Raw genomic sequence first — 24,081 nt, 5'->3', positions numbered from 1 at the left:
GTGATTCGGAGTACTACATGAACTACGTCGAGCCGCGCGCCGAGGACGCATTCGGCGTGGATCAGAAGGTCGACGCGGGGGTGACCGCGCAGCAGCAGCAGGCCGCACTCGTGAAGGCCGACGCGCTCGAGCGCAAGTTCACGTCAGGCAACCCGATCGCGGCGGCAGGGCTCGCCAAGCTCGAATCGAAGTCGATCAAGAGCGGCAAGAGCCCGAAGTGGCTGAAGAGCCTCTACAAGTCGGCCAAGGAGACACAGACGGCGAAGCTGCTGACGATCCTGGTCGAGTTCGACGAGACCGCGGCCGACGACTTCACGAACGTGCAGGTTCCGACGGCGTTCGGCGCGACCGACTGCAAGCCGGGCGACGTGCAGAGCGGACCGCTGCACAACAACCTCCCCAACCCGGCGAACCTCGCGAACCTCGACAACAACTCGATGTGGGTGCCCGACTTCTCGCCGAAGCACTACAACGACATGCTCTTCTCGAAGAAGGGCATCACCGAGCGCGTGCGCAAGGACCTCAAGGGCCCCGATGGCAAGAAGGGCATCGACATCTCGGGCTACACCATGAAGGCCATGTACGAGGAGATGTCGCAGGGCGCCTACACCGTGACCGGCACGGCGACCCCGTGGGTCAAGGTGCCGCACTCCGAGGCCTACTACGGTGCCAGTGTCTGCCACCTCAACGCCGCGGGCGTCTACGAGGCCGGCGCGATCCAGGACATGCAGGGCCACCCCGACAACCCGCTCGGCGCAGGCCAGCTTCCCGTCGACGCCGTGGCGGCACTCGCCGCCGCGCAGCCCGACTTCCCCTGGGCCGACTACGACATCGAAGACCAGGGCGACCGTGACGGCGACGGCAACTACAACGAGCCCGACGGCGTGATCGACCACGTCGTGCTCGTGCACGCCGGTGCCGACAAGTCCGGCGGCGGCGGCGATGAGGGCACGTACGCCATCTGGGCGCACTCCTCCGCCGTCGCAGGCGGCGCGGACATCCCGGGCACGAACCTCAAGCTGTCGAACTACATCGTTCAGCCCGAGGACTCGGGCGTCGGCGTGTTCGCCCACGAGTACGGCCACGACCTCGGCCTGCCCGACCTCTACGACACCTCCGGTGTCGGCGACTCCGACATCGACTTCTGGGACCTCATGTCCTCGGGCTCGCACTCCGGCCCGATCTTCCAGTCGATGCCGACCCACATGGGCCTCTGGGACAAGTGGGTGCTCGGCTGGGCCGACCCGAAGATCGTGAACCCCGGTGACAAGACGCAGTCGGTGCTGGTCGGACAGAACTCGCGTCCGCTCAAGGGCACGCAGGACGGCATCAAGATCAACCTGCCCGACAAGACCACCGTGCTGACGACGCCTCACAGCGGCGCCAACGCCTGGTACACCGGCGCGGACCAGGACTGGGCCGACGTCCAGCTGTCCCGCACCGTCGACGTGCCTGCCGGCGCGACCGACGCGAAGTTCTGGATGTGGAACGACTACGTCATCGAGCAGGACTGGGACTTCGGCTTCGTCGAGGTCTCGACCGACGGCGGAACGACGTGGACCGACCAGAAGGTGCTGACCGAGGCCGGCGGCGAGGTCACCACGCCTGACGGCTACCCCGACCCCAACGGCAACCTCGCGACCTTCGGCGGCAAGAAGTACGGCCTCACCGGCACGTCGGGCGGCTGGCGCCACGACTACATCGACGTGTCGGCCTACGCCGGCAAGACGATCGGCGTGCGTCTTCGTCTCGCGACGGATGCGGCCTACCAGGACCGCGGATGGTTCGCCGACGACTTCTCGCTGGTCGCCGACGGCACCACCACTTGGAGCGACGACGTCGAATCCGGCGAGAACGGCTGGACGAAGACGGTCGCCTCGTGGGCGAGCACCACGGGCCCGGGTTGGCGCATCGACAGCGGCACCTCGACCCAGGCGCAGTACTACATGGTCGAGTGGCGCAACTTCGACGGGTTCGACGAGGGCCTGAAGTACGCCTACGACACGGTCTACCAGACCGACGAGGGCGCCTGGAAGGTCGACAAGATCAAGTACAACGCGCCCGGCGCGCTGGTCTGGTACCGCGACACCACCTACGGTGACGCGAACCAGGTGCAGTCGAACCTCACGGCACTGCCGAGCGGTGGAGCGAAGGGCGGCCTGTTGATCGTCGACAGCCACTTCGACCCGCTGCGACGCACGGGTGCCGCGGCCACGGTCGACCCGACGACGCTGAAGAACATGCCGTCGAGGGCGCAGTCCTCGAACGCGGCCTTCGGCGTGCAGAAGACGTACCCGTTCAAGGAGTGCATCACGGATGCCGCCCTGACCGAGTACTGCACCGACGTGCCCGCCCTGCCCGCGGTGAAGTCCTTCACCGACAACAAGGGCTGGGTGCCGGGACTCGAGTTCCGCAACGGATCGCTGTTCTGGAAGTACGCGAACGGCTCGGTCGTCGTCCCGTCGGTCGGGGGTGCGCCGTACACGACGCGCGTCACGAACCCCGATGGAACCCCCGCCACCGATCTGTACGGCGAGGACATGGGCTTCTCCGTGCTCGGCACGGGCAACCCGTCCGACTCGGGTGTCGCCTACGGCACGGGCGTCGACGTGCAGCTCCCGCTGCTCGGCAACCGCGCCGCCCTCCTGAAGATCACGTCGCCCAAGGGCTGATCCGAACGGAGCCATGACGAGGCGTCGGCCCTTCCGGGTCGGCGCCTCGTCGCGTGTCAGGCCGGTGCCGGTCGCCGGTCGAGTAGCGAAGCGTATCGAGACCAGCGAAGACGGCGCTGGCCTCGATACGGCGCTGGCCTCGATACGGCGCTGGCGCGCCTACTCGACCGGCGGGAGCGTCGCCGCGGGCGCGAGGCCGAGGCCGTCGAGCAGGCGATCCAGGTTCGCGGCGAACGGGTCGGGCTCGCCGAGCAGTGCGGCCGCCTCGGTGAGCGGATGCTGGGTGGCCTCGATCCAGAGTGCCGCGGGCGCATCCGCGGCGTCGGCGTCGGCGCCCGCCGCAGCGGCATCCAGCGTGATCGCGCCGAGCACGGCGGCCCGTACGGCGGCCGTCGCACGCGCGGCGTCGGCCAGCGGCATCCCCTCGCCCGTGAACCCCTCGAGCAGGGTCTCGCCGAAGGTCAGCGCCTGGCGGCCGTCGAGCGGACCACTGGCCACGAGCACGATCGCGCCGGGGTGCTCGGCGAACCGGGCCCGCAGGTCTGCGGCGAGGCGCTGCACGCGCGTGCGCCACGGCACGGACGGGTCGGATGCCGCGGCGAGGTCGAGCCCCGAGAACACCTGCTCGACCATGGCCCGCTGCAGCGCGTTCTTCGACGTGAAGTACGTGTACATCGCCGTGGGCGTCAGGCCAAGGCGCGCGGCGACCCCGCGGATCGAGACGGCGTCGCCGCCCTTCTCCTCGAAGATCTCGAATGCGGCGTCGACGATGTCGGCCTGGCTGATGCTGCGCCTGGGTCCGGGCTTCATGCGGTGGTGCTCCTCGGGGTCGCGACAACGCTACCCGCCCGGTGGCTCGGAGGCGGCGCGCGGCCGACGCGCCCCTCCGAGACGGCGGGCCTGCGAAGCGATCAGTCCCGCGCGAGGAACGTGAGCACGGAGCCGTCCTCGACGATGAGCGGGGCGAGCGCCGCGTTGAAGACCGAGCCGTACGGCGCCGCGAGGTGCGCCGCGAACGCCGCCGCGTCGCGGTAGGCCTCGGTCACGACGAAGCGCGTGCCGATCGGCGCCGGCCCGTGGGCGACGTCGACTCCAGCAGGCGGGCCGACGACGCGGTGCGTGGCGAACTCGAGGCATCCCGGTTCGCGCCGCACGTCGTCGGCGAGCGCGAGGAGGAGGCGCGCGACCTCCTCCTCGCGACCCGATCGAGCCGTGAACTCGGCGATGAGCCGCACGACGTGCTGCGGGTCATCCGCTCGCTCGCCCTCGCTCATTCGGTCGCCGCACCCGTCATGATGGCCACGGCATCGGTCATCGAGTGGGACTGCGGGGTGATCGTCGCCGCGCGCTTGCCGAGCCGCTGGATGTGGATGCGGTCGGCGACGTCGAAGACGTGCGGCATGTTGTGCGAGATGAGGATGACCGGGATCCCGCGATCCCGGAGCTGGCGGATCAACTCGAGCACCTGGTTCGACTCGCGAACACCGAGCGCGGCGGTCGGCTCGTCGAGCACGACGACCCGCGATCCGAAGGCCGCGGCACGCGCGACCGCGACCGCCTGGCGCTGACCGCCCGAGAGGTTCTCGACGGGCACGGTGACGTCCTGCAGGGTCGAGATGCCGAGGGCGCGCAGCTCATCGCGGGCACGCTGTCGCATGCCCTTCTGGTCGACGACCCGGAACACCGAGCCGAGGATGCCCTTCTTGCGCAGCTCGCGCCCGAGGAACAGGTTCGAGGCCACGTCGAGGGCCGGCGAGACGGCGAGGTTCTGGTAAACCGTCTCGATGCCGGCATCCCGCGCGTCCTGCGGACGCTTGAAGCTCACCGGCTTCCCCTCGAGCCACATCTCGCCCTCATCGGGGATCTCGGCGCCGGTGAGGCACTTGATGAGCGTCGACTTGCCGGCGCCGTTGTCGCCGATGATCGCGAGCACCTCGCCCGGGTACAGCTCGAGGCTCACGCCGTCGAGTCCGACGACCCGGCCGAAGGTCTTCACGAGTCGTCGGGCCCGGAGGATCGGTTCGCGCTCCGCGACGGCGGAGCGAGCGGATGTCGCGTCGGACCCTGGTGCCGCGCCGTCGGCAAGTGCGCCGATGCCCGACGGGCTGCCTGCGGGCGAGGACGGTTCGGGGCGCACCGCGCCCTGGTCTTCGGTGGTCATTTCCGCACCTTCCTGATCCACTGGTCGACGGAGACGGCGACGATGATGAGCACGCCCACGGCGAAGGTCTGCCACAGGACGTCCAGCCCGGCGAGCGAGAGCCCGTTGCGGAAGACCCCGACGATGAGCGCGCCGAGCAGGGTGCCCCAGACGGTGCCGCGACCGCCGAAGAGGCTCGTGCCGCCGATGACGACGGCCGTGATCGAGTCGAGGTTGAGGTCGGCGCCCGCGTTCGGCGAGGCCGCGTTCGTGCGCCCGATCTGGATCCAGGCGCCGAGCGCGAGGATCGCGCCGGCGGCGAGGTAGACGCTCATGAGCACGCGGTTCACGCTGATGCCGGCGAGGCGCGCCGCCTCGGGGTCGTCGCCGACCGCGTACACGTGACGACCCCAGGCCGTCTTCTGCAGGATGAACGCGATCACGACGTAGAGCAGCAGCATCATGAGCACGCCGACCGTGATGTTGACGCCGCCGAGGGCGATCACCGAGCCCGTCCACGTGAGCAGCGGCGGCATCTCGCCGCCGCGCACCGTTGCGCCGCTCGAGTAGAGCAGGGTGAGCGCGATGAAGATGTTGAGCGTGCCGAGCGTCACGATGAAGGGCGGCAGCTTCAGCCTGGTGACGAGCAGGCCGTTGAGGGCTCCCGCGCCGAGGCCGACGATCAGGCCGAGCAGCAGCCCGATCACGGCCGGCACGCCGAGGTGCACGGTCGTCTGCGCCGTGACCATCGAGCTCAGCACCATGACGGCGCCGACCGACAGGTCGATGCCGGCCGTGAGGATGATGAGCGTCTGCGCGACGGCGAGGGTGCCGACCACGGCGACCTGCTGCGTGATGAGCGAGAGGTTCGCCGGGTTCAGGAACCGGTCGTTGAGCAGGCCGAAGACGATGATCGACAGGGCGAGCACGATGGCCGGGCTGACGGCCGGGTAGCGATGCAGGGTGTTCCGGATGCGGCTGAGCGGGGTCGTGCGGTCGAGGAACTCCTCGGCCAGGTCGAGCGCCGACGTCGGCGGCTCGCCCTCTGGGGTGCGGTTCGCCGGCGCTGCCGGCGAGGGTGTCGTGTGCTGACTCACGTTGTGCTCCGATTTCGTGGGGCGGGATTGAGGTTCAGGAGAGCGGATGCCCCGATCGAGGCATCCGCCCTCCCGGAATCACCGTGCGATGCGGCCTGCGGCGATCAGCCCCAGCAGATGTCTCCACCCTCGGCCGTGTCGATCGACTCGACGCCGTCCTGGGGGTCGTCGGTGACGAGGGCGACTCCGGTGTTGAAGAAGTCCAGCCCCTCGGAGACCTCCGGCGTGGTGCCGGTGTCGACGAGGTCGAAGATCGCCTGCACGCCGAGTTCGGCCATCTTGACCGGGTACTGCTGACTCGTGGCGCCGATCATGCCCTGCTCGACGGCGTCGATGCCCGCGCAGCCGCCGTCGACCGAGACCACGATGAGTCCGTCGGTCTTGCCGGCTGCCTTGAACGCCTCGTATGCGCCGTACGCGGCGGGCTCGTTGATCGTGTAGACGACGTTGATGTCGGGGTTCTTCGAGAGCAGCGTCTCGGCCGCGGTGCGGCCGCCGTCCTCAGCACCCTGGGATGCCTCGTTGCCGACGATCTCGTAGTCGCCGCCGCTGTAGCTGCCGCTCGGGTCCTCGTCGCCGTTGGCGGCGTCGTCGCCGAGGTCGATGCCCATGCCGTCGAGGAAGCCCTGGTCGCGCTGCACGTCGACCGAGACGATCTTGTCGTCGAAGAGGTCGATCATCGCGATGGTGGCCTTCTCGCCGCCGAGCTTGGCGGCCGTCCACGCGCCGATCTCCTGACCGGCCTCGAAGTTGTCGGTCGCGAACGTGATGTCGACGGCCTCGGGATCGGCCGGCGGCGTGTCGAGCGCGATGACGTAGAGGCCGGCATCGCGGGCCTTGACGAGCGCGTCCTCGACGCCTGGGCCGTTCGGGGTGATGAGGATGCCCGCATCGCCCTTCGAGATCGCGTTCTCGACGGCCTGGATCTGCGTGTCCTCGTCGCCGTCCTCCTTGCCTGCGGCGAGCGTCAGCTCGACGCCGAGCTTCTCGGCGGCGGTCTGCGCGCCCTCCTGCATGGCGACGAAGAAGGGATTGGTGGTCGTCTTGACGATGAGCGAGACGCCGATCGTGTCGTCGCCGCCCGAGCCGCCGTCGGCGCTGTCGCCCGACGAGGCGCATCCGGTGAACGCGAGTGCCGCGACCGCCGTGAGCGAGCCGGCTGCGATGAGGCGGCGTCGGACTGCGCCGGGAGCTGCGTGATTCATCGGTGAATCTCCTCTGGTGTGTGGAACCGTTGCCCCATTGACAACGATGTCAGCGTTAGGTCTAGCCCATGTGCCTGTGTATAGTCAAGCCGACACCGCACATTGGAGATCAAATCGTGACACCGTTGTCAGACGCGGACCCGACGGCAGCCGAGCGCAACGCCGGGCGCCCGGACGAGTCCCTCCCGGCCGACGCCCGTTCCCGGGCCCGGCCGACGATGCGCCACGTCGCCACGCTGGCGGGCGTCGGGGTGAAGACCGTCTCGCGGGTCATCAACGGCGAACCCAACGTCTCGGCGGCGACCATCGAGCGGGTGCTGAAGGCCGCCCGGTCGCTCGACTACGAACCCGACCTGCACGCCGGCAACCTGCGACGAGCCGACGGTCGCACGCGCACGCTCGGGCTGCTCGTCGGCAGCGTCGACAACCCGTTCGCGGGCGCCGTGCACCGGGCGGTCGAAGATGCCGCACTGGCCCGCGGCGTCGCGGTCTTCGCCTCGAGCCTCGACGACGACCCCGAACGCGAGCAGGCCGCCGTCTCGGCCTTCCTCCGCCGCAGGGTCGACGGCCTCATCCTCACGACCGTGTCCGAGAACCAGGGCTACCTCGCCCCCGAACTGCGGCGCGGCACACCGGTGGTCTTCGTCGACCGCCAGCCCGCCGGCGTCGCCTCCGATTCCGTGGTCAGCGACAACACGGCCGGAGCCGCGCTGGCGACCCGCCATCTCATCGCGCACGGTCACCGACGACTCGCCTACCTCGGTGACCGGCACGACATCCGCACCGCGCAGGAGCGCCGGCGCGGATTCCTCGACGAACTCGGCCGCGCCGGCATCGCGACCGGCGATGCCCCGGTCATCGAAGGGCTCCACGACGAGGAGACGGCCAGACGGGCGACGCTCGCGTTGTTCGACGCCGACGAACCGCCCACCGCCATCTTCAGCGCGCAGAACCTCGTGACGATCGGCGTGATTCGCGCACTGCGCGAACTCGATCGGCATTTCGACACCGCGCTGGTCGGCTTCGACGACGTGCCGCTCGGCGATCTCCTCGAGCCGGGCGTGACGGTCGTCGCCCAGGATCCGCACGCGATCGGCCGCATCGCCGCGGAGCGGGTCTTCGCCCGTCTCGACGGCGACGAGTCACCGGCCGCACGCACCATCGTGCCAACACGCCTCATCGAGCGAGGCAGCGGAGAACTGCCGCCGCGGGCGAGCGCACGATGACGCTCGACACCTCGGTCGAGGCACGCCCGCATCGCATCGTCGTCATCGGCGACGCCCTCATCGACGAACTGCGCGGCCCGTCGGGCACCCGCGAGTTCGTCGGCGGTGCCGCACTGAACGTCGCCGTCGGGCTCGCGCTCCTCGGTGAGGACGTGACCCTGCTCGCGATGCTCGGCGACGACGAGGCCGGTGGTCGCATCCGTCAGTACCTCGCCGACCATCGGGTGCGACTCGTCGCGAGCCCGTCGGAGCTCGGCACGTCCCGGGCGGTGTCCGACCGCTCCGATGGCGGCGAGCCCAGGTACGAGTTCAACGACGCGGCCAGGGCGAGGCGCATCCGGTTCGACGGGGAGGCCCGCACGGCGCTCGACGCGGCCGACCTGGTCGTCGTGAGCTGCTTCCCGTTCGACGACGTCGCCCAGTCGGCCGAGCTCCGTGCAGCCGTCGACCGCCCGCACGAGCGGCTCGTCATCGACGCGAACCCGCGCTCGGGCATGCTGCACGATCGGGGCGAGTTCCTCCGAGGCTTCGAGCGACTCGCGAGCGAGGCGCTGCTCGTCAAGGTCGGCGACGAGGACGCAGAACTCCTGCTCGAGGCTACGCTCGACGAGTTCGTCGCTCGACTTCGTTCGGGTGCGCAGGTCGATGAGCCCGGTCCGGCCGTCCTGGCCACCGAGGGTCGGGATGGCGCTCGCGTGCACGATGGTCCGATCGCGGTCCGAGCCGGCATCGTCGACCTGCCCGGACGGGTGATCGACACGATGGGTGCCGGCGACGCGACGCTCTCGGCCGTCGTGCACCGCATCGCCGTCGACGGCATGCCCCGCTCGGATGCCGCGTGGTCGGCCGCCCTCGGTGAGGCCATGGCGATCGCCGCGGCGACGGTTCGCCACGAGGGCGCCCTGCTGCGCCGACCGCCGGAGGGGCCGGCCTTCACCAGCTGACCGGGGCTTGCAATGTCCGCCGGACACTGCGTAGTGTCGCGCTCGTATACCTGACAACGATGTCATGGCTCCCTCGAGAGCCACGCGATGAAAGGCGAATCGATCGATGACGACGATATCAACGCGTGGGATGGCGGTGGCGTTCGCAGCCGTCGCCGCCCTCACCGTCTCCCTCCTCGGAAGCCCGGCGACGGCGGCATCCGCCGATGACCTTGCACCCGACCCCGCCACCGAGCAGTACCGGCCGGCGGTGCATTTCTCACCAGAGCGCAACTGGATGAACGACCCGAACGGACTCGTGTACGAGGACGGCACCTGGCACCTGTTCTTCCAGCACAACCCCTCCGGCACGCGCTGGGGCAATATGAGCTGGGGCCACGCCACGAGTGCCGACCTCACGCACTGGGAGGAGCAGCCGCTCGCGATCCCACAGACCTTCGACGCCGACGGCGTCGCCATCGAGGACATCTTCTCGGGCTCGATCGTGGTCGACGAGCAGAACACGAGCGGCTTCGGCACCGCCGAGAATCCGCCGATGGTCGCGATCTACACGAGTGCCTACACGGCGGCGCATCCGACGCTCGCGGGCCGGCAGGCGCAATCGCTCGCGTACAGCACCGACCACGGGCAGACCTGGACGAAGTACGACGGCAACCCGGTGTACGACCGCGCATCGGCGAACTTCCGCGACCCGAAGGTGTTCCGCTACACGAACCCCGAGACGGGTGAGTCCTACTGGGTCATGGCGGCCGTCGAGGCGCTGCAGTACCAGGTGGTGATCTCCCGGAGCGACGACCTGAAGACCTGGACGCACCTCAGCGACTTCGGACCGGCGAACGCGACCGGCGGCATCTGGGAGTGCCCGGACCTCTTCCCGCTCGCGGTCGACGGCGACCCGGCGAACACCAGGTGGGTGCTCGTCGTGAACCTCAACCCGGGCAGCGTCGCCGGGGGCTCCGGCGGCCAGTACTTCGTGGGCGACTTCGACGGCACCGCCTTCACGTCCGAGAGCACCGTCACCGATGACACGCTGCCCGCCGGCGAGGTCTTCGCCGGGTTCGACGACGGCACCTACGACGGCTGGACCGTCGCCAACGAGCCGGGCAACTGGAAGAACGGCCCGTTCGCGGATGCCCCGGCCGCCGGAACCCTGGCCGGCCAGAACGCGGTGACCGGCTACGTCGGCGCCGGGCTGGTCAACGGGTTCAACGACTTCGACTGGCCCGTCGGCACCGTGGAGTCCCCGACCTTCACCATCGAGGACCCGTTCGTGAACCTGCTCGTGGGCGGCGGAAACCACCCGCACGTCGACGGCACCCGACTGGACAACGAGGCGCCCGCCGGACGCCTGCTCTTCGACGGCTTCGAATTCCCCGACGGCACGACGCTCGCAGACACCGGGTGGGAGGCCACCGGCGACTTCGCGACCGACCCCAGCCGCAGCCCCTCCACGCAGGGCGGCGACTACTACCTCGGACAGAAGCGGATCAACACCTTCGAGTCCGGGCCGAAGGGCGACGACAACCTCGGCGACCTCACCTCGCCGTCGTTCACGATCCAGCCCGGTGAGGACCACCTCTCGTTCCTCCTCGGCGGCGGCAAGCGACTCGACGGCACGCTCGAGGCTCGACTCGTCGTCGATGGCGAGATCGTGCGCACGGCCACCGGCGCCGATGGCGGTGCGCTCAACTGGAAGGCGTGGGACGTCACCGAATTCACCGGCCGCGACGCGCAGTTCCAGGTGCACGATGGCACGAACGGCGGCTGGGGCCACCTCACCGTCGACCAGCTCGTGCTCGGCGCCGAGGCGGCGCTGCCGCGATCCGAGGAGACCTCCGTCAACCTCGTCGTCGATGGCGAGGTCGTGCGCACGGCGACCGGGCGTAACAGCGAGAGCCTCGACTGGGTGAGCTGGGACGTCGCGGAGTACGCCGGCCGCGAGGCATCCGTTCGCATCGTCGACAACAACCGGTTCGGGTGGGGGCACGTACTCGTCGACCAGGTGATGTTCGCGGATGCCGCGGCCGCGCCGCGCATCGAGGGCTACGACTGGCTCGACTGGGGCAAGGATTACTACGCGACCGTCTCGTTCTCGAACGCCCCCGACGACCGGCGGGTGATGCTCGGCTGGATGAACAACTGGGACGACGCGAACGACATCCCGACGGGATCGTGGCGCAGCGCCATGGCGCTGCCGCGCGAGGTCGCCCTCACGTCGACCGAGCGCGGGCCGCGTCTCGTGCAGCGGGTCGTGCCCGAGTTCGAGGGCCTCGAGCAGTCGGATGACGCGGTGACCGTTGGCCCGCGAGCGATCGAGGCGGGCACCGTGACGCTCGACGAGGTCGCGGGCGACGTGCTGAAGGTCGATGCCGTGTTCGAGCCGGGCGACGCCGAGGCGTTCGGACTCAGCGTGCTGGGCGACGGCGAGGCGTCGACGCGCATCGGCTACGACGCCGACGGCGGCCGGCTCTTCGTCGACCGCCGGGAGTCGGGGAACACCGACTTCCATCCCGCGTTCGCGTCGCTCGACGACGCACCGGTCGCGCTGGACGACGGCCGCCTGGCCGTCACGGTCTACGTGGATCGATCATCGGTCGAGGTCTTCTCGGCCGACGGCCGCACGACGATCACCGACCAGGTGTTCCCGAACGCGGGCGCCGATGAGCTCGGCCTCTGGGCGGAGGGCGGCACCGCCGAACTCGTCTCCCTCACGGTGACACCGCTCGCCACCGCCATGTTCCCGGAGGAGCCCGAGGTGCCGACCGACGACGGCGCCACCGCCGCACCGGCCGCCGGCGTGCTCTCCTCGAACAACGGCTGGGACACCGGGCTGCAGGACGGCGACTTCGACGTCACCATGAACCTGTGGTGGGGTGAGAACGCGAGCCTGTTCAAGCTGTACCGGGACGGTGAGCTCGTGCACACCACGCGGCTCGAGCCGCACACGCCGCAGGCCCAGCGCGTGGTCGTGCCGGTGCAGGGGCTCGGCAACGGCGAGTACACGTTCGTCGGCGAGCTCCTGAACTCGAAGGGTTCGACCTCGACGAAGGCACTCACCGTCAAGGTGCGCGACGCGAATCCGTCGAAGCCGGTGCTGAGCCACGACAACCGGGACGGCGACGGACGTTTCCGGCTCACCGCCAACCTGTGGTGGGGCCAGAACGCGACGTCGTACCGATTCCTCGAGAACGGCACGGTCGTCGGCGAGGGCACGCTCCCGGCCGCGACGCCGGCAGCGCAGCGCGCGACACTCGAGCTGAGCGGCAAGCCGAAGGGCACGTACGTCTACACGGTCGAGTTCCGGAATGCCGCGGGCACGACCACGAGCGAGCCGATCACGGTGAAGGTCAGCAAGTGACCGTCGGCTGAGACCGGGTCGCGGCGCTGCTGACCGCCGCGACCACGGGGAACCGGATGCCTCGGGGTGCTCATGCCCCCGAGGCATCCGCCGTTCGTGCTCACCGTGCGCTGTGGCACGCTGGACTGATGGCCGCTGCATCCCCCGCCCCGTTCACCTCTCCCCTCGCCGAGTCGCTCGCACCCGCGCTGCTCGAACGCTTCGGCCGCTACGTGCGCGTCGGCACGCAGTCCGATCGCGACGGCGAGGGCAGCCCGAGCTCCGCCCGCCAGCTCGACCTCGGTCGCGTGCTCGTCGACGACCTGCTCGCGCTCGGACTCGACGACGCAGTGCTCGACGGCGACGGGTACGTCTACGCCACGCTGCCCGCGACGATCGACGAGGCATCCGGCCCCGTGCCCGTCATCGGCCTCATCGCGCACATGGACACGAGCCCCGACGCACCCGGCGACGGCGTCGAGCCGATCGTGCACCGCGAATACGACGGCGGCGTCATCGCGCTGCCCCGCGGCGGCACGACCCTCGACCCCGAGCACATGCCCGACCTGCTCGACCACCTCGGCCACGACCTCGTCACGAGCTCGGGCGACACGCTGCTGGGCGCCGACGACAAGGCGGGCGTCGCCGCGATCCTGACGGCGGTCGCGCACCTGCTCGCCCACCCCGAGCTGCCCCGCCCGACCCTGCGCCTCGCGTTCACGCCCGACGAGGAGATCGGACGCGGCGCGCACCGCTTCGACGTCGAGGGCTTCGGCGCGCTCTGCGCCTACACGGTCGACGGGTCGGAGATCGGCGAGCTGCAGGATGAGACCTTCTCGGCCACCGAGGGCATCGTCACGATCGAGGGCCACGAGGTGCACCCCGGCTTCGCGACCGGCAAGCTCGTGAACGCCGCCAGGCTCGCCGCCGAGATCGTCGCCGCACTGCCCGCCGAGCTCACGCCCGAGCGCACGTCTGGCCGCGACGGGTTCATCCACGTCTACGAGGTGCAGGGGTCCGCATCGCATGCGGTGATCCGCACGATTCTGCGCGACTTCGACGACGAGCTGCTCGCCGCGCACGGCGAGGTGCTGCGGCGCACCGTCGACGAGGTCGTCGCCCGCGAACCCCGCGCCCGCGCCACCGTCGAGATCACCCCGCAGTACCCGAACATGCGCCGGTACGTCGACCTGTTCCCGCAGGTGACGGATGCCGCTGAGCAGGCGATCCGCGCCGAGGGGCTCTCTCCCCTCCGCACGTCGATCCGCGGCGGCACCGACGGCTCGCAGCTGAGCGCCATGGGGCTTCCGACGCCGAACCTCTTCACGGGCGGACACGAGTTCCACTCGGTGCGCGAGTGGGCGTCGGTGCAGGAGATGGCCGCGGCCGCCGCGACCGTCGTGCGGCTCGCCGAGGTCTGGACCACGCCGGAGTTCCGCGGCGCGACGCGCGCCTGACGTTCGCTCACTGATGCAGAGTGCGGCGAGTGCGGCGAGTACGCGCGTTCGCTGAATTGCAGGAGATCAGGCGCCATCCCCTCCGGTGAGAGGGCATGGCGCCTGATCTCCTGCAGCTCGAGCCGGTCTCCGCGACCGGTGCCGAGTGCCTGCTACTCGGCGGGCTCGTGCTCGGATACGACGGCGGACTCGCTCGCCGACTCCGCGGCCGGCAGCGAGGCCTCGATGGCCTCGATGACCTCGGGCGCGTCGGGCTCGGTGCGTGGGCGGAACCGCTGCACACTGCGGTCGGCGCCCACGAGGAACTTCTCGAAGTTCCAACTGACCTTGCCGGCCTTGCCGTCGGCATCCGGGGTCTGCTTCAGCTCGGTGTAGAGCGGGTGCTCCTTCTTGCCGTTGACGCGCACCCGGTCGACGATCGGGAACGTGACGCCCCATGTGGTGGAGCAGTACTCCGAGATGGCCTCATTGGTCGAGAGCTCCTGGAGGAACTGGTTGCTCGGGAACCCGATGACCGTGAACCCACGGTCGCCGTACTGCTTCTGCAGGGCCTCGAGCTTCTCGTACTGGGGCGCGAGGCCGCATCGCGAGGCGACGTTCACGATCATGACGGCCTTGCCCTCGTAGTCGGCGAGCGATGCGGTGCCGCCGTCCATCGTGGTGAAGGGGATCTCGTCGAGCCGGCTCATCGTGCCTCCGATGCATAGGGACTGGGGTAGATCTCACGCTACGCCTGTTGACTCAGGTCAACGACCCATGTGCAGCGAGTTCACAGCGCGTCAAGGCTCTGCGGATGTCGCGCGGCGGCGGCGCGCGCGCACCGCGAGCGACCCGACGCCTCAGCGCAGCGCGCCCGCGCGGTATGCCGCCTCGGTGCGCGTGGCGGCGCCGAGCTTGCGGAGGATCGCGGAGACGTGCACGCTCGCGGTCTTGCCGCTGATGTAGAGCCGCTCGCCGATCTGGCGGTTGCTGAGGCCCTCGGCGATGAGCTCGAGCACCTGGCGTTCGCGAGCCGTCAGCTCTTCGACCCCGGCGGCCGCCTCGGCGGCGCCGGCGGTGGGCGACTCGGCGATGCTCGATGCGGAGTCGCCCGACGCGGTCGCGGCACGGCCAGACACAACGGCCTTGACGGCAGCTCCCCCGCCGACCCCGTCGAGCGCGAGGCCCGCTGCGGAGGCGACGCGCACGACCTGCAGCGTCACCGCGGTCACTCCGCCCGCGAGCGCCTGCGCGTGCGCGGCCTGCAGCGCTGCACGCGCGGCGACGCGGTCGCCGGTCGCGAGCTCGGCCTCGCCGAGGCGCAGCCCCGCGTACGGGGAGAGGAAATGCTGGGCCTCGGGGTCGGCGGCACGCTCGACCGCGGCCCGCCACGCCGTGGTGTCGGTGCCCGGAACACCCGCCGCGGCGGGTGGCGCGTCGGTCGCGACCGCCAGCTCGGCGTCGAAGAACGCCCGCCAGATCGGTGCGGTCGGCCAGAACGACATGCGTTCGAGCAGCCCGGTGAGCGCCGGCAGGCCCGCCTCGACCTCGCGGGCCAGGTCGTCGGCCTCTGCATGCCGGCTACGCAGGGCCGCGACCGTGCGCGCAGCCACCCAGAGGAAGGGCAGCACGTACCCGGGCGGGAGGGAGTACTCCTCGTCGAGGAGCACTCGCACCTCGCGCCAGGCACGAGCCGGGTCGCCCTGTGCGAGGGCGATCTCGGCGGCGACCCGCCCGACGCCGAGGCGGGTCTGCATCTCGGAGGCCATGACCCTCGACATCGATGGGCGCAGGGCCCGGTGCATCTCGGCGGCGCGATCGACCTCGCCGCGCCAGAGGGCGGTCCACATGCGGGCACGGTTCAGGTAGACGGTGAACGGCAGCGGAGGATCGAGCGCGAGGGCCCGTTCGGTGAGCAGCTCGGCGCGCTCCCACTCGCCGATGGCCAGCAGCGGGTCGACGGCGTTCGACGCGAGGATCACACCGGAGCTGCGTTCGACGCCCTGCTCGCGCGCCCGTTCGAGGCCCTCTTCGGCGAGGCGGATCGCCGCGTCGAAGTCGCCGATGAGGTAGAAGAGGTCGGAGGCGTTCACCCAGTAGCGCAGCAGCGCGGGGCCGTCGTCTCCGGCGAGTTCGCGGGCGCGCTCGAGCAGGTCGAGCCCGGCCTGCACGTCGCCGGCGGCCGCGCGGCTGATGCCCGCGATGTTCGTGGCGGTGGAGGCGAACCGGGGGTTGCCGAGCCGCATGGCCGCGGTGAGGGCGCGTTCGGACATCTCGATCGCCTCGTCGAGGCGGGATTCGATCATGAAGCGGCCGGAGAGCGCGATGAGCACCGTCGTTCGGAGCTCGTCCGGGCCGTCGTCGCCGAGCGCCTCGAGCGCCTGCTCGAGCATCGGGATCGAACCCAGCCGGCCGACGTTGGCCAGGTAGAGCCCGACGTCGCGCAGCAGTCGCGGGTACTGGGGGTCGTCGTGCGGGCACTCTTCGAGCGCCGCCCTCACGAGGGCCAGGCCCCGCTCGCCCTCGCCCGCATTGCGCAGGTGCGACGCGGTGCGGCCCATGAGCTCGAGCTTGCTCATCTTCGCCGTGGTCGCGGGATCGGGCACCACATCCCAGAGGCCGATGGCCCGCTCGCCGAGTTGGGCGGCGGAGCCGTAGGCCGCCGCGGCCCTGGCCTCGGCCATCGCCCTGAGCGTCGCGGGGAACGCGCGCGCGGCGTCGTTCGCGCCGAGCCAGTGGAACGAGATCTCGGCGGCCACGCGCCGCGTGCCCTGCGCCGCGTTCTCGTAGGCGAGCGCGTAGCGACCGTGGAAGCGCGCCCGCTCGCCCGGCAGCAGGTCGGCGAGGATCGCCTCGCGCACGAGGGCGTGCCGGAACGCGTACTCGTCGCCCTCGATGGTGAGCACTCCGCCGAGCACTGCCTCGCGCGCGGCGACGTCGATGCCCTCGTCGTCGCCGTCATGCACGGCCTCGAGCAACGCGTGCGGAACCCGCACGCCGCCGATGGAGATGAGCCGGAGCAGCTGCTGGGCCGGCTCGGACAACGCCTCGTAGCGGGCGAGGAGCAGGTCGCGGAGGGTCTCGGGCACCTCGCTGTCGTCGCGGCAGCCGTCGAGTCCGATGAGCTCCTCGATGAGGAAGGGCACGCCGTCGCTGCGTCGCACGATGGTCTGGACCGACTTCGCGTTCGGGGCGGAGTCGGCCGGCACGAGCGAGGCGACGAGCGCCTCGGCGTCGTCGGGGCCGAGCCTGGCGAGCTCCCGGCGGTCGACCCAGCGGTCTCGGTCGGCCTCGGCGAGGAACGCGCGAACCGGATGACCCCTGGTCACGTCTTCGCTGCGGTACGTGAGCACCGTGAGCACGCGGCTCGACCCGAGGGCGCGCATGAGGAAGCGCAGCAGCGCGAGGCTCGCCGCGTCGATCCAGTGGAGGTCTTCGAGCACGAACACGATGGGCTGGTCGCGCGAGAGGGTCTCGAGCAGCACGGCGATCGCCTCGTGCAGCTGACTGGTCGCGGTGTCGCCGCGGATGACGCCGGCTGAACCGGCACGGGCCGCGTCGAGGTCGGCGCCCTCGAGACCGGCGGATGCCGCGAGCTCGGGCAGCAGCGCGATGAGGGCCGCCCGACCGGGGCCGACGGCCTCGAGCACGCGTTCGACGCCCTCATCGGCGACGAGCGATCGGAGCGCGGACTTGACGGGCGCGTACGGCGAGGCGACGGTGCCGAGGTCGACGCACTGGCCGAGCACGAATCGGGCGCCGCCGTCGACCCGCTGCGCGAATTCGCGTACGAGCCTGGTCTTGCCGATGCCCGCCTCGCCGCCGATGATGACGGTGAACGGCGCACCGGTGCGCACCTCGTCGAGGGCGGTGAGGAGCCTCGAGAGATCGGCGTCCCGGCCGATCATGGCCGGCGCAGACGTGGTCACCAGTTCATGCTGCCACGACCCGGCGACATCCGCCTCGGGCGCGACATCCGCCTCCACCGGCCCCGGTCTGGGGATGAGCGCGGGCTCGACGCCGCCTGCCGCCGTCACCGGGAGACCGTGATGTGCTGCATGATGCCTCCGAGATCGAGGTGGAGCTGATCGCCGGTTCGACGGTCGCGTCGAGCGGATGCCTCGAGCCTCCGCCCTGAGGTGGGTGCGCCCCATCGGACGATCGCCCTATTCATCACGGGCGACGCCTGAAGGCCTTGCGTAGGAGAGGGGTTTCCGTGAGGCTGAGTGCGACGGCGCGCCCGACGACGGGGCGCCGTTCGGCACGTCGACGAGGAGGCACGGGTGGGTTCAGGCACGACGAGCAGGCGACGGCATCCGGCGATCACGGCGGCAACCGCCGTCGTCGCAGGCGGCATCCTCGTCGTCGGCACCGGACTCGCGCTGAGCGGCTGCGTGCCGCAGCCCGCGCCCGCCCCGGCGACGGTGACCGTGGCGGTCACCGAGACCGTCACCCCGACCCCCACCCCGACCCCGACGCCGACCCCGCCTCCGGTTGCCGAGGCGCCGGAGCCCGAGGCCCCCGAGCCGGTGCCGAACGCACCGGCACCGGTCGTCGAGCCCGGGCCGGCCAGCGACCTCGGGTCGCGCGACGGAGCCACGGGCACCCCGGCGGTCGACGCGAACGGCATGCCCATCAGCTACGTGGTCGTCGCCGGCGACAGCTTCTTCGACATCGCCCAGCGATTCGACCTGCCGCAGCAGCAACTGCTGCGCATGAACCCGCAGATCCACGACTTCGGCGAGTCCGTCTACATCGGCGACGTGATCAACCTGGACTGGACGATCACCGGCTGAGGGTCGGGACACGGCGGTAGCCGTCACGGGCGACATCGACGATGCTCGACGCGATCGCTGCGAGCGCGAGAACCGCGAGCGTGATCATGAACATGAACATGGCGCACCTCCTTCCGAATCTCGGCCCGCGAAGATCTCGCCGAGCCTCATGGCAGTCTGCGGTCCGGGGCGGATCGCGTCGTCAGAGCGACCACCGACTCCGGGGTCGGGGCCTGCACCGGGGTCAGCGCCGATCGCTCCGGCGTTCCCCACGTGCGGGTGATCGGCACGACGCCGGCCCAGACCGAGTGGTCCTCGCCGTCGTCGACCGATTCGGAGACGCCCGCAGCGCGGGCCTTCATGACCACATCGTCGAGCCGCAGGCGCAGCACGCGCGTGGCCGCGACCTCCTTGCGGATCGTCGGGCGCACCTCGGCGGGCCGCCCCGGCATGAGCCGTTCGGAGAGCGCGAGGAGCGCGGCATCCGTCTCGTCGTCGGCGACGGGCTCGAGCACGCCGTAGACGACCGCGCTCCGGTAGTTCATCGAGCTGTCGAAGAGCGACCGGGCGTAGACCAGCCCGTCGAGCGAGGTGACGGCGAACGCGACCGTCGACTTCTCGGCCGCGGCGCGAAGCGCGAAGCCTCCTCCGGTCGAGCCGTGCACGAGCACGTCGTCGCCGACGCGCGCGTACCCCATCGGCACGACGATCGGCATGCCGTCGACGACCGCGGCGAGGTGCCCGACGAGCTCCTCGTCGAGCAGCGCGTGCACGGCGTCCCGGTCGACGACCTGTCGTTCCGAGAGCCGGCGGATGCGGCGCGCGGGTGCCGGGTCGGCCGATGCCCGGGTCGGAGCGGCTGATGCCGGAGCGGCTGGGGTCGGAACGGCGGATGCCTCGGAGATCGTCATGGCGTCGAGTCTCGACGAAAACTGGACTTGCGTGCAGTCCAGTTCGTGCAACACTTGGCAGACCAGTTGTCGAACGGAGCACCCATGGACGGCCCGCTGCTCGTCATCGACCGCCTCGACGAGCGACCCGTCGTCGAGCAGATCGTCGACGCCATGCGCGACGCGATCCTCACCGGCACGCTGCAGCCCGGCGACCGGGTGGCGTCGACGCGGGTGCTCGCCGCCGAACTCGGCACGGCACGCAGCTCGGTCGTGAGCGCTTACGAGCAGCTCGCCGGCGAGGGCTACGTCGAGCTGCGCCAGGGCGCTCCGACGCTCGTCGCGCAACTCGGCGGCAGCGCCACGGCGAGCGGCGGTGACGGCGAGTACGACGGCAACCGCGGCGAATCGGATGCCGGCGGCGGGCGCCCGACCGCGGCATCCGCTCTGCGCGTCGCGCCGCCCGACGCGAGTGCCGCGCGCGCGAACCTCACGGCCGCACCCGCGCCGAGCACCACGGGCACCGCGGCCACCACTGCCACGATGGCCAACCCCTCGAGCCCGCGCATCGACCTGCTGCCCGGCCGGCCGTCGACCGTGCGCATCGACGAACGGGCCTGGCGCGCGGCCTGGCGCCATGCGGCGGCGGCCGAGATCCCGAGCGACGACCCGCCGCGCTTCGGGGAGCCCGTGCTGCGCGCCGCCATCGCCGCCCACGTGCGGCACGCGCGGGGGTTCGCCTGCGAGCCCGACGACGTCATCGTCACGGCGGGCACGAGCGAGGCGACCGCGCTCATCGGCACCGCGCTCGGCGACCGCCTCGGCGCCCGGCCGCTCATCGCCGTCGAGGATCCGGGCTACCCCAACGCCCGCCGCATGCTCGCTCGCGCCGGCGCCGACCTCGTGCCCGTCGAGGTCGGTGAAGACGGCCTGCGCATCGACCTGCTGCGACGCATGCCGCGGCCCGCCGACGCGATCCTCGTGACGCCGAGCCATCAGTACCCGCTCGGCGGGCGGCTGCCGGTCGCGGCCAGGCTCGAGCTGCTCGAGCACGCGCGGCGAACGGGCGCGCTCGTCATCGAGGACGACTACGACAGCGAGTTCCGCCATGTCGGGCCGCCGATGCCCACGCTCGCCTCGCTCGACAGCACGGCGGCGACGGACGACCCGGCTGCGACGGCGGCGACGGATGCCGGTGGCGGGCGCTCCGAAGGCGACGCCGACGGCCGGCGCGAGAACCGCCGGGTCGTGCTCGTCGGCAGCTTCTCGAAGATCCTCACGCCGTGGCTGCGCCTCGGCTACGCGGTGCTCCCCCGCGACGAGGCGCTCCGGGCCGCCGTCGCGAGCGTGCGCCTCGAGAGCCCGTCACCCGTGCCGGGCATCGTGCAGCTCGCCGTCGCGCACCTGCTCACCACGGGCGCGCTGCGCCGGCACATCGCGGCAACCAGGCGGGACTACGCACACCGGCGTCTGCTCGTGCTCGCGGCACTCGACGGCCTGCCGGGCGCGCACCTCGTGGGCCTCGACGGCGGGCTGCACGCCGTGCTGCGGCTGCCGAGCCATGAGGCGGTCGATGCCGTGATCGGGCGGCTGGATGCCGAGGGCATCGCGGTCGCGCGGCTCGCCGAGTACTCGGCGGTCGTGGGCGACGGGAGTCCGGGCATCGTGCTCGGCTACGCGGGCGTGGGCGACCGGCACCTCGCCGACGCGCTCGAGCGGATCAGGTCCGCGGTGCTCAGCGCGCCGACGCCAGTCGCCGCCGTGCGATGACGCCTCCGAGCCGGCGGCTCAGGCGAAGAGCGCCCGACCCACGTACTCCCCCGAGCGGATGCCGCCCGGGACCGCGAAGATCGCCGACCCGACGTGCTTGAGGTACTCGTTGAGCCCGTCGGCCGCGAGGCTGCGCTGCACGGTGATGAACTGCTCGGGCGAACGCTGGAACGAGAGGAAGAACAGCCCGGCGTCGAGGCGCCCGAGCTCGTCGTTGCCGTCGACGAAGTTGTAGCCGCGGCGCAGCATGCGCACGCCCCCGTTGACCGTGGGGTGCGCGAGCCGCACGTGCGAGGCGGTGGCGATGAGCGGGGCACCGGTCGGCCCCTCGACCTCGAAGTCGGGCTCGGTGAACTCGGTGCCGCCCGACAGCGGAGCGCCGGACCCCTTCGAACGGCCGACGAGCGTCTCCTGCTCGCCGAGCTGCACGCGATCCCAGTTCTCGATGATCATGCGGATGCGGCGGGCCACGAGGTACGAGCCGCCGGCGAGCCACGCGGGTTCGTCGGCTGACGCGACCCACACCTGCTCCGAGACATCCGCCGTCTCCTCGGCCTTGATGTTCGCCGTGCCGTCCTTGAAGCCGAAGAGATTGCGCGGCGTCTCCTGGGTCGTGGAGGTCGACGAGGTGCGGCCGAAGCCGAGCTGCGACCAGCGCAGGCTCGCACGGCCGAACGCGATGCGGCTGAGGTTGCGGATCGCGTGCACCGCGACCTGCGGGTCGTCGGCGCAGGCCTGGATGCAGAGGTCGCCGCCGCCGCGCTCGGGCTGCAGCGCGTCGCCCTGGAATCGGGGCAGCACCGCGAGCTCGGCCGGGCGTCGGGCGGCGATGCCGAACCGGTCGACGCCGTCGGCATCGGTGAAGAGCGTCGGACCGAAGCCGAACGTGATCGTGAGTCCGCTCGCCGGCAGGCCGAGGGCCTCGCCCGTGTCAGCCGGCGGGGCGTAGTCCGAGCCGCCGACGGCGCCGCCCTCGGCGACCTCGAGCCCTTGCGTGAGGCGCGCCGCGGCATCCGTCCAGTCCTGCAGCAGGCCGATGAGGCCGTCGCGATCGAGCGTCGTCGACACGTCGAACGCGGCGAAGTGCAGGCGGTCCTGCGCGGGCGTCACGATGCCCGCCTGGTGCTCGCCGTAGAAGGGGTAGGCGGATGCCGCGGCCGCGCCCCCGGCGTTCGCCACGCCGGTCGACACAGCCACGCCGACGCCCGCCGCACCCGCAGCCACGCCGACCGCCGCACCCGCGGCACCCGCGCCGAACAGCCCGAGCAGGTGGCGGCGGCTGACCCCGGATTCGGGTTCGGCGGCGTGCTGCTCGGGCTGTCCGGGTGCTGCGGGTCGGGTCATCAGACTCCGAGGATAGTGCTCGTCAACTGCGAGAGCGGCTCGGCGAGGGCGTTGACCTGGTCGCTCAGCGCCTTCTTGTCGGCGTCGGTCAGCTCGGCGTAGTCGACGAAGCCCTCGTCGAGCGAACCGTAGGCGGCGAGCGCCTCGTTCAGCGACGTGAACTGCGCGTCGATCTCGGCCGCGAGCTCGCTGCCGTCGTCGCCCTTCGACTCGGCGAGCGCGCGCACCGCGCCGAAGGCGACGTAGGCGCCCTGCACGTTGGCCTGGAAGTCGTAGAGGTCCGTGCCCGACCACCAGTCCTCTTCACCGGTGATCTTGCCGGCGGCGACCTCGTCGAGCAGGGCGATGGCACCGTTCGAGATGTCGGCGAGGCTGACCGTGAAGTCGTCGGCCGTCACGAGCTCGTGCAGCTGGGTGACGTTCTCGACGAGGCCGTCGGCGTAGGCCTGGCGCTCTTCGGGGGTCGACGGCGCCCAGTCGAGGAACGCGTCCTGTCCGTCGGAGTTCAGGTCGCCCTCCGCCGGCGGCCAGAGGTCCTTCTCGATGCGGTGGAAGCCGGTCCAGTCGATGCCGTCGGCGACGGCGTCGACCTCGCGGAAGTCGATCTTCGGGTCGAGGTCGCCGAACGCCTCGGCCGTGGGCTCGATGCGCTCGTAGGGCACGCGGGCCGGCGCGAAGAGGGCGCGGGCTGCCTCATCGTCGCCCGCCGCGTAGGCGCTGGCGAGCTGCTCGACGAGCGGCAGCAGTTCGGACGATTGCGAGCGCACGTAGGCGAGGTACTCGGTCACGGCCTGGTCGCTGAGCTCCTGCTCGCCGGCCGAGACCTCCGAGGTCTCGCCGGTGACGGTGAACGCGGCGAGGCCGACGGGCGCGCCCACCTGCTGGAACTTGCATGCCGTGTAGTAGTCGCCGGGCTCGAGCTGCGCGACGAAGTCGACCTTCTGCCCCGGCGTGACGTTCTCCTTCTCGCCCACGATGCGCAGCTGGTCGTCGGCGAGGATCTCGAACTCGTTGACGTCGGTGCCGGTGTTCTCGAGGTTGAACGTCACGGCGCCCGCGTTCGCGGTGTCGACCGTCACGGCGCATCCGTCATCGGTGATGGCGACCGAGATCGCATCGGCCAGGTCGGCCTTCGCGACGCAGCCCGAGAGGGCGAGCGCGAAGACGGTCGCGGTGGCGGATGCCGCGAGGACACGTCGGTTCATGGGTGCTCCTGGTGTGGGGTGGGGTTGTTTCGTCGGTCGA

17 protein-coding genes are annotated in these 24,081 nt (G+C 71.1%); 7 read left to right on the top strand and 10 right to left on the bottom strand.

Annotation, left to right across the window (positions count from 1 at the left end; all coding sequences use genetic code 11):
• Window positions 1-17: 17 nt before the first annotated feature.
• Window positions 18-2,672 (top strand): immune inhibitor A domain-containing protein, encoded by a 2,655-nt coding sequence (locus ASE68_RS01290; RefSeq protein ID WP_235480734.1) that lies wholly within the window; start codon window positions 18-20, stop codon window positions 2,670-2,672.
• Between the two features lie 159 nt (window positions 2,673-2,831).
• Here the strand turns inward: ASE68_RS01290 and ASE68_RS01285 are convergent, their stop codons facing one another.
• The 5 genes from ASE68_RS01285 to ASE68_RS01265 form a co-directional block, all read right to left on the bottom strand.
• Window positions 2,832-3,482: a TetR/AcrR family transcriptional regulator gene (locus tag ASE68_RS01285; RefSeq protein ID WP_055854304.1), complete on the bottom strand. Its 651-nt coding sequence runs from the start codon at window positions 3,480-3,482 to the stop codon at window positions 2,832-2,834.
• 101 nt (window positions 3,483-3,583) lie between these two features.
• A complete protein-coding gene (locus tag ASE68_RS01280) occupies window positions 3,584-3,946 on the bottom strand; it encodes a putative quinol monooxygenase (RefSeq protein ID WP_055854301.1) in 363 nt (120 codons plus the stop codon).
• Entirely contained in the window at window positions 3,943-4,833 is an 891-nt protein-coding gene (locus ASE68_RS01275) for an ATP-binding cassette domain-containing protein (RefSeq protein ID WP_082461784.1), read from the bottom strand. Before ASE68_RS01275 ends, ASE68_RS01280 begins: the two co-directional genes overlap by 4 nt.
• Complete coding sequence (locus ASE68_RS01270) at window positions 4,830-5,828, bottom strand: ABC transporter permease (protein WP_055860453.1); 999 nt, start codon at window positions 5,826-5,828, stop codon at window positions 4,830-4,832. The genes ASE68_RS01275 and ASE68_RS01270 overlap by 4 nt, the downstream gene beginning before the upstream one ends.
• Window positions 5,829-6,013: 185 nt before the next feature.
• On the bottom strand, window positions 6,014-7,114 hold the full coding sequence (locus tag ASE68_RS01265) for a substrate-binding domain-containing protein (protein ID WP_055854298.1): 1,101 nt from the start codon (window positions 7,112-7,114) through the stop codon (window positions 6,014-6,016).
• Between the two features lie 218 nt (window positions 7,115-7,332).
• Between ASE68_RS01265 and ASE68_RS01260 the strand changes: the two genes are divergently transcribed.
• The 4 genes from ASE68_RS01260 to pepT all read left to right on the top strand — a co-directional run bounded on the left by ASE68_RS01260 (window position 7,333) and on the right by pepT (window position 14,078).
• Window positions 7,333-8,340 carry a LacI family DNA-binding transcriptional regulator gene (locus ASE68_RS01260; RefSeq protein ID WP_055860450.1) on the top strand — a complete coding sequence of 336 codons (1,008 nt, stop codon included), beginning with the start codon at window positions 7,333-7,335 and terminating at the stop codon, window positions 8,338-8,340.
• A complete protein-coding gene (locus tag ASE68_RS01255) occupies window positions 8,337-9,284 on the top strand; it encodes a carbohydrate kinase family protein (protein WP_055854296.1) in 948 nt (315 codons plus the stop codon). The genes ASE68_RS01260 and ASE68_RS01255 overlap by 4 nt, the downstream gene beginning before the upstream one ends.
• Before the next feature lie 136 nt (window positions 9,285-9,420).
• Complete coding sequence (locus ASE68_RS01250; RefSeq protein ID WP_369800044.1) at window positions 9,421-12,642, top strand: GH32 C-terminal domain-containing protein; 3,222 nt, start codon at window positions 9,421-9,423, stop codon at window positions 12,640-12,642.
• A 128-nt stretch (window positions 12,643-12,770) separates the two neighbouring features.
• Window positions 12,771-14,078 (top strand): peptidase T, encoded by a 1,308-nt coding sequence (gene pepT, locus ASE68_RS01245; RefSeq protein ID WP_055854293.1) that lies wholly within the window; start codon window positions 12,771-12,773, stop codon window positions 14,076-14,078.
• A gap of 152 nt (window positions 14,079-14,230) precedes the next feature.
• Here pepT and ASE68_RS01240 read toward each other — a convergent pair whose 3' ends face one another.
• Both ASE68_RS01240 and ASE68_RS01235 read right to left on the bottom strand, forming a co-directional pair.
• Window positions 14,231-14,767 (bottom strand): glutathione peroxidase, encoded by a 537-nt coding sequence (locus ASE68_RS01240; RefSeq protein WP_055854290.1) that lies wholly within the window; start codon window positions 14,765-14,767, stop codon window positions 14,231-14,233.
• A 150-nt stretch (window positions 14,768-14,917) separates the two neighbouring features.
• Window positions 14,918-18,094, bottom strand: a complete 3,177-nt coding sequence (locus tag ASE68_RS01235) for a helix-turn-helix transcriptional regulator (protein ID WP_162238232.1) — start codon at window positions 18,092-18,094, stop codon at window positions 14,918-14,920.
• Between the two features lie 246 nt (window positions 18,095-18,340).
• On the opposite strand from ASE68_RS01235, the gene ASE68_RS01230 reads away from it, so the two are divergent.
• On the top strand, window positions 18,341-18,853 hold the full coding sequence (locus tag ASE68_RS01230; RefSeq protein ID WP_055854283.1) for a LysM domain-containing protein: 513 nt from the start codon (window positions 18,341-18,343) through the stop codon (window positions 18,851-18,853).
• A gap of 146 nt (window positions 18,854-18,999) precedes the next feature.
• On the opposite strand, the gene ASE68_RS01225 is transcribed toward ASE68_RS01230, so the two are convergent.
• Window positions 19,000-19,743, bottom strand: a complete 744-nt coding sequence (locus ASE68_RS01225) for a pyridoxamine 5'-phosphate oxidase family protein (protein WP_082461777.1) — start codon at window positions 19,741-19,743, stop codon at window positions 19,000-19,002.
• A gap of 84 nt (window positions 19,744-19,827) precedes the next feature.
• Here ASE68_RS01225 and ASE68_RS01220 point away from each other — a divergent pair, with 84 nt between their 5' ends.
• Window positions 19,828-21,492 carry a PLP-dependent aminotransferase family protein gene (locus ASE68_RS01220; RefSeq protein WP_055854280.1) on the top strand — a complete coding sequence of 555 codons (1,665 nt, stop codon included), beginning with the start codon at window positions 19,828-19,830 and terminating at the stop codon, window positions 21,490-21,492.
• 18 nt (window positions 21,493-21,510) lie between these two features.
• On the opposite strand, the gene efeB is transcribed toward ASE68_RS01220, so the two are convergent.
• Window positions 21,511-22,836 carry an iron uptake transporter deferrochelatase/peroxidase subunit gene (efeB, locus tag ASE68_RS01215; protein ID WP_055854277.1) on the bottom strand — a complete coding sequence of 442 codons (1,326 nt, stop codon included), beginning with the start codon at window positions 22,834-22,836 and terminating at the stop codon, window positions 21,511-21,513.
• A complete protein-coding gene (gene efeO / locus ASE68_RS01210; protein WP_055854274.1) occupies window positions 22,836-24,041 on the bottom strand; it encodes an iron uptake system protein EfeO in 1,206 nt (401 codons plus the stop codon). Before efeO ends, efeB begins: the two co-directional genes overlap by 1 nt.
• Between the last annotated feature and the right edge of the window lie 40 nt (window positions 24,042-24,081).

This window comes from Agromyces sp. Leaf222 (genome assembly GCF_001421565.1).
GTDB lineage: Bacteria > Actinomycetota > Actinomycetes > Actinomycetales > Microbacteriaceae > Agromyces.
The sequence above is the reverse complement of the archived record's forward strand: the minus strand, read 5'-3'. Positions and strand labels throughout refer to the sequence as shown.

What these genes read in the sequence shown, in the direction of transcription:
- ASE68_RS01240 (WP_055854290.1), bottom strand. Translation starts at nt 14,767, where the DNA reads ATGAGCCGGCTCGACGAGATCCCCTTCACCACGATGGACGGCGGCACC.
- ASE68_RS01260 (WP_055860450.1), top strand. Translation starts at nt 7,333, where the DNA reads ATGCGCCACGTCGCCACGCTGGCGGGCGTCGGGGTGAAGACCGTCTCG.
- ASE68_RS01255 (WP_055854296.1), top strand. Translation starts at nt 8,337, where the DNA reads ATGACGCTCGACACCTCGGTCGAGGCACGCCCGCATCGCATCGTCGTC.
- efeO (WP_055854274.1), bottom strand. Translation starts at nt 24,041, where the DNA reads ATGAACCGACGTGTCCTCGCGGCATCCGCCACCGCGACCGTCTTCGCG.
- ASE68_RS01280 (WP_055854301.1), bottom strand. Translation starts at nt 3,946, where the DNA reads ATGAGCGAGGGCGAGCGAGCGGATGACCCGCAGCACGTCGTGCGGCTC.
- pepT (WP_055854293.1), top strand. Translation starts at nt 12,771, where the DNA reads ATGGCCGCTGCATCCCCCGCCCCGTTCACCTCTCCCCTCGCCGAGTCG.
- ASE68_RS01265 (WP_055854298.1), bottom strand. Translation starts at nt 7,114, where the DNA reads ATGAATCACGCAGCTCCCGGCGCAGTCCGACGCCGCCTCATCGCAGCC.
- ASE68_RS01275 (WP_082461784.1), bottom strand. Translation starts at nt 4,833, where the DNA reads ATGACCACCGAAGACCAGGGCGCGGTGCGCCCCGAACCGTCCTCGCCC.
- ASE68_RS01220 (WP_055854280.1), top strand. Translation starts at nt 19,828, where the DNA reads ATGGACGGCCCGCTGCTCGTCATCGACCGCCTCGACGAGCGACCCGTC.
- efeB (WP_055854277.1), bottom strand. Translation starts at nt 22,836, where the DNA reads ATGACCCGACCCGCAGCACCCGGACAGCCCGAGCAGCACGCCGCCGAA.
- ASE68_RS01290 (WP_235480734.1), top strand. Translation starts at nt 18, where the DNA reads ATGAACTACGTCGAGCCGCGCGCCGAGGACGCATTCGGCGTGGATCAG.
- ASE68_RS01225 (WP_082461777.1), bottom strand. Translation starts at nt 19,743, where the DNA reads ATGACGATCTCCGAGGCATCCGCCGTTCCGACCCCAGCCGCTCCGGCA.
- ASE68_RS01285 (WP_055854304.1), bottom strand. Translation starts at nt 3,482, where the DNA reads ATGAAGCCCGGACCCAGGCGCAGCATCAGCCAGGCCGACATCGTCGAC.